General features: G+C 56.0%; 3 protein-coding genes. All 3 read right to left on the reverse strand.

Annotation, left to right across the window (positions count from 1 at the left end; genetic code table 11):
- Positions 1 to 257 precede the first annotated feature (257 nt).
- The 3 genes from ACZM8Y_RS17745 to ACZM8Y_RS17755 all read right to left on the reverse strand — a co-directional run bounded on the left by ACZM8Y_RS17745 (position 258) and on the right by ACZM8Y_RS17755 (position 3,812).
- Positions 258 to 1,130: an AMIN domain-containing protein gene (locus ACZM8Y_RS17745; protein WP_482334728.1), complete on the reverse strand. Its 873-nt coding sequence runs from the start codon at positions 1,128 to 1,130 to the stop codon at positions 258 to 260.
- Between the two features lie 235 nt (positions 1,131 to 1,365).
- Positions 1,366 to 2,325 (reverse strand): TerC family protein, encoded by a 960-nt coding sequence (locus ACZM8Y_RS17750; RefSeq protein WP_482334730.1) that lies wholly within the window; start codon positions 2,323 to 2,325, stop codon positions 1,366 to 1,368.
- Between the two features lie 764 nt (positions 2,326 to 3,089).
- A complete protein-coding gene (locus tag ACZM8Y_RS17755) occupies positions 3,090 to 3,812 on the reverse strand; it encodes a septal ring lytic transglycosylase RlpA family protein (RefSeq protein WP_479859708.1) in 723 nt (240 codons plus the stop codon).
- Positions 3,813 to 4,518: the final 706 nt, after the last annotated feature.

Here is a 4,518-nt window from a genome sequence, read left to right on the forward strand (position 1 = left end):
GAGAACGGGTTATGCACCTCTGCGCGACTCCTGTCAACGACTTTTTATTTTTTTCCTGATTTTTTTGACGGGAGACACCCGTTTCTCCTGTGTTTTCACGCTGGTTAGGGCACAAAAATTTGTTGCTGAGTGAGGCCCTCCTTCCAGAACATTCGGGCTTATCTTCCACAGGCCGCGTTATCAACGGTATGTGGACAACGAAAAAGCCCCCCGCAAGTCCGGCGGAGGGCTTTCCACGTATTCTGGAATCCGGCAAGTTACTGAATGCGGACTTCCACGGTCGTGTTGTTGATTTTGACGACCTTGGCCGACACCGGGGCGCGGGTCAACTCAAATACAAGGCGGGTGCTCTCTTCATGGTGCCCCATGCGGATGCCCGAAATCCAGAGATCCTTGGGCACACGCGGGAGCTCGATGCCCCAGTTGCCCTGAAGATCCACGACATAGCGGTTGGGCTCCTTGAGGAGGAGCGTCTTGGTCTTGATCGGGGCCGCGCCGCTCATGCGGAAAACCACACTCTTGCCCAGTTCAAGTCGGGTCGCTGTGATCGCGGTCTGCCCCGCCGCCAGCTTCGCGGGGGCCTTGGTGGTCAGCACCACCACGCCCGGCTGCCCTTTTTCCCGCTTCGGTTCGGAAGCCTTCGGCTGCGGCTTCTCGGCGGGCGCTTCCGCCACGGCCTTCTCAGCCTTCTTCTCCTGTTGGGGAGCCTTTTCCTCGGCTGCGGGCTGTTCCGTTTTTTCCATAAACGTATCCGCAGGCGCAATTTCACCCATCGGAACGGGTGCGGGCGTTTCCGCCGCGGGAGCGGGATCGGCTGCGGGAGCCGCCGTTTCAGGCGTATCCTTGCCGGCCGGAGGCGTTTCCTCATCGGGTGGGATCGCGGACATATCAAGCGGGGCTGTACTGCCGCGCAGCGTCCCGTTGTCGAGGGGAACCAGAATTCCGCCCCTATTTTCCGAACCGCCCAAAGAAGGCAGTTTGGGAAGCGAGGGCATATCCTTGGAAAGGGAGCCCGTCACCATCTGGCCTTCGCTCGGGGGTTCATCCTGAACACGGAATTCCAACGCCGCGAGCACGGCGAGAGAAAGCATAAAAACCCCAATGATAAGCAGGGTTCTTGTACGATTCATGCGTCCAACGCTCCTTATTGAAAACCAAGGCTCCCACTTCCGGGAAACGGCTCCGAGCGTATCGTCCTTCCCCGCGTCAACCTTGGAAAAATCACCGAAAGGCTGTGCCTCCGGCACTATAGAATGGAAACAGGGATACGCTTTTCCACACAAAATGCAATGTCCCCAAAGGGGGGCCGGAGTATGCCCACGTAAAGGAGCATACCCCGGCCGGCCGCCACCCATCCATGAGAAATTACTTGGCGGGCTTTTCCGGCAGCAGCGAGGCAAGGATGCCTATGGTCAGCAGTCCGATGACCACGCCGAGGCTGATCAGCGGGGAAATATGCACGATGCCCACCACGTCCAAGAGCATCTTCACGCCGATGTACGCAAGGATGATCACCACGGACTTTTCCAGGTGGCGCAGGTAACGCTTTCCGGCGGCAAGCAGGAAATACATGGAGCGCAGGCCGAGGATGGCGAACACGTTGCTGGTATAGACAAGGAAAGGATCGTGCGTGACGGCGATGATGGCCGGAACCGAGTCGAACGCGAACATCACGTCGGACACTTCCACCACAAACAGGCACAGGAACAGCGGCGTGGCCTTCCAGATCAGCTTGCCGGAAGCATCGGGGGCCTTCACGAAGAAGTCGTGGCCGCTGAGCTGGTTGTGCACCGGGATGAAGCGCTTGGTGTACCAGACGGCCCAGTGCTCGGAGTAGTCGACGATTTCTTCCTTCTCGCCGCTGTGCATGGACTGCCACATCTTCCACGCCGTCCAGAGCACGAAGATGCCGAAGCTCGCCAGCGCGTAGGGGCCGAACATCGCCACCAAGGAACTGCCCGCCGCCACGAAGATCAGGCGCAGAACCAGCGCACCGAGGACGCCGTAGTACAGAACCCGGTGCTGGAATGCGTCCTTCACCGCAAACGAACTGAAAATAGCCATGATGACGAACAGGTTGTCCACTGAAAGCGACTTTTCCAGCAGATACCCGGTCAGGAAGAGCTGCACCTGTTCAGAACCGAAGCTGTAGCCGATGTACCCCGCGAAGACGAGCGCGAGGCCCACCCAGATACAGCTCCAGATGGCGGCGTTACGCGCGGAAACGGGCTTGTCCGCCTGATGCGCGTGCAGGTCGCACCACAGGCAGACGATGATGAGGACACAGAAAAGGACGACTTCCGTCACGGAATGTTCAACGACCATCGGAACCTCCGCAGGCGCGCGCCCTCAGGACGGGAAGAAGAGCGGACATCATGTTTTACTCCTTGTTGCGTTTGGTCGCCGGAGAAAACAAAAAGACCCTCCGGCAACATGTGCCGTGAAGGTCTCACTCATCAAGTCGAAGCTTGATGGTAACGCCAGGCTGAAAGCCATGCTGTTGACGTTACCCGGGTCTCAAGAACCCAGCTACTCCCCTTTACGTGGAAAAGAACATACAGCAGACAAACGCCGTTGTCAACGGCTTCCGCCCCGCGAGGCATTCACGCTTTCAAAGGAATTTGTATTCAACTATATGAACTTAAAATGATTTTTTAGAAAACCATCGAAAAGGCGAATGCTTCCGCCCCGCCCCTTTCCGCCATGAGGAACATCCAGGGCATAGGGCTTGCGCGCCAAAACCGGCTGGCCCAGTCGAGCCTTTTATTAGGGCGGCGTGAGCCCCGCATATCCTAAGCCCGAAAGGGATGCCATGACCGCGGCTGCGCATTCGACCATCACAACCCACATCCCCTGAGCACTGAGGGATGCGCCGTAAGCGTTTCTTCGGATGGGCCAAGCTGGGGGCATCTCCTAGGCCGTGTCGTCATGTTACATATAATTATTTGAAATTATTATTTTTACAACTTAAAAACAGCTAAATAATTTCAACAGATTATATCCAATTAACGACACAGCCTAGGCCGGAAGGGAACGCTCGGAAAAACGCGGCGAAAGGTGGAACCGTTCCGCCCCCTTCCTTTCCGTTTTTAATCCGCAACCACAAAGTTGCCGGGGTACTGCCTGTCCAGTTCATCCGAAAGATCCTCGGCGCGGTTCAGCGAGCTGAACGGCCCGGCCTGCACACGCCAGAGCCCCAGGGAAGGCGCGTAGAACGTCCGCCCGCCGAGGTTCCGGTTTTGCAGGTTCCGCACAAGATTTTGAGCCGATGCCTGATTGCTCAACGCGGCGATCTGGATGTAGAAATTCCCGTTCATATCGCCGGGGGACGCCCCCCCGAAGGCTTCGACCGCCTCCACGCGGACGCGCGCCGTACCCGTGCCGATCATGCCCAATGCCTTGGCACCCGCATACGAAAGATCGATGATCCGATCCCCGACGAAAGGCCCCCGGTCGTTGACGCGCACCACGATGGATTTGCCGTTCTTCAGATGCGTGACCCGCACTTTGGTACCGAGCGGCAACAGCTTGTGCGCGGCGGTCATCGCATACATATTGTAGCGTTCGCCGTTGGCCGTGGTTTTTCCGTGGAAATCCCTGCCGTACCATGAAGCGATGCCATCTTCCCTATACCCGTCCGCCGACAGGTAGGGCCTGTAGGTTTTTCCCCGCACCGTGTACGTCTTTGTCCCCCGCGTGCCGGACCCCCCTCCGCCGTAATCCATCAGCCCGCAGCCCGCTAGGGAAAAAGACAAAACGGCAAGGGCGGCGATACGGCAAAAAGAGGCGAAAGTGAAGGATATTGTACGCATAGCACCTCTTGGTTCTTGGGTTTCTTCCCCCTACTCTGCCATAGTTCCGCCCTTTCGCCAAGTTCCGGCCTAACCCCTCTCCTCTTTTGCTCCTTCGCCGCGCATACCGGATCCCCTGCGCTTCGGCATCATCGGCAGAGCCATCTTCGTTGCGCATACCGGGAAAACTAGCCCCGCCGCATGAGGGCGTGCTTTCCTGCATCCTTCACCGTATCTGTTGGGAAAACGCCGTCCCCCTTGGCAGGCACGGGGGATGCGGACGTTTTCCTATGGCTGTATTATAGAAAACGGTTGATGCTTTATTCCTTGAAATTCCAAAGAAATAACCAATAAAATCCCCCAACCGCGGAGCCCACCAGAGGAAAAAGCAGAGAAAATATATATTTTCAATATATTGCTGAAAGAAAACAGCCATGTACTCTGAGCCTTTCCTCTTGGCCTGCCATACCTGATTGAGATACGTTCCTACCAATTGATCCTATTGGCTTTTTCCGAAGGGAAGCTGTTGGCGCTCCCAACAACGGAAAAATTTGGCTGTGTTCAATTTTTTGGCTGTGTTCAATTTTATGGTTGATGATTTTTTCAATGAAAATCAACAAATAAAAGATCGTTCCACGTCTGGTGATGTGGGCCTCTCTCATTTTTTGTTCATTACATGAAATCCAGTTTTGAAGAATTGTTGCGAGACCTCCAAATCATTTCCAAA

The sequence above is a fragment of the Bilophila sp. genome (assembly GCF_057864385.1).